The following is a 508-nucleotide window of genomic DNA, read 5'->3' on the forward strand; positions in this document are numbered from 1 at the left end:
GCTCGAGCAGGGCTCCGCGACGCTCGAGCGCTCCCTCGGTCTGTGGGAGCGGGGCGAGGCCCTGGCCGCCCGGTGCGAGGAGTGGCTGGTCGGCGCCCGAGCACGGCTCGACGCGGCCCGTGCCGCCTCGGACGAGCGTGGCACCGCGACGGACGGCGGTGACGCCCGATGACCGACGCCGACGGACGGCCCATCGTCGCGGAGCTCGGTCGAGCCGAGACCCCGGAGGAGACCTGGGCGCGCAAGGACGCCGCACGCACGGCTCGCCGACAGCACCAGACGGCGTTCAACCTCGTCATCGCGCTGATCGCGTCGCTCGGGATCGTCCTCTTCCTCGTGGCGGTCGTCGTCCGACCGGACACCCAGATCGTGGACCGCACCGTGGACTACCAGCAGGTCGCTGCCGACGCAGACGTCCGGGGCGTCGAGCTCGCCGCTCCGACGTTGCCGAAGGGCTTCTCCGCGAACCGCGCCGACTGGACGGACAAGTCCGGCGACGGCGTCGACG

Annotated in this window: 2 protein-coding genes; both read left to right on the top strand. The window is 73.6% G+C overall.

The genetic code is table 11. The features are described 5' to 3' along the window. Positions 1-172: exodeoxyribonuclease VII small subunit (gene xseB / locus NS184_RS16125; protein ID WP_083513779.1), on the top strand; the 172-nt coding region annotated here is incomplete at its 5' end. Next, positions 169-508: DUF4245 family protein (locus NS184_RS16130; RefSeq protein WP_152998277.1), on the top strand; the 340-nt coding region annotated here is incomplete at its 3' end. The genes xseB and NS184_RS16130, both read left to right, overlap by 4 nt.

This window comes from Curtobacterium luteum (assembly GCF_001475545.1).
Taxonomy (GTDB): Bacteria; Actinomycetota; Actinomycetes; order Actinomycetales; family Microbacteriaceae; genus Curtobacterium; species Curtobacterium luteum_A.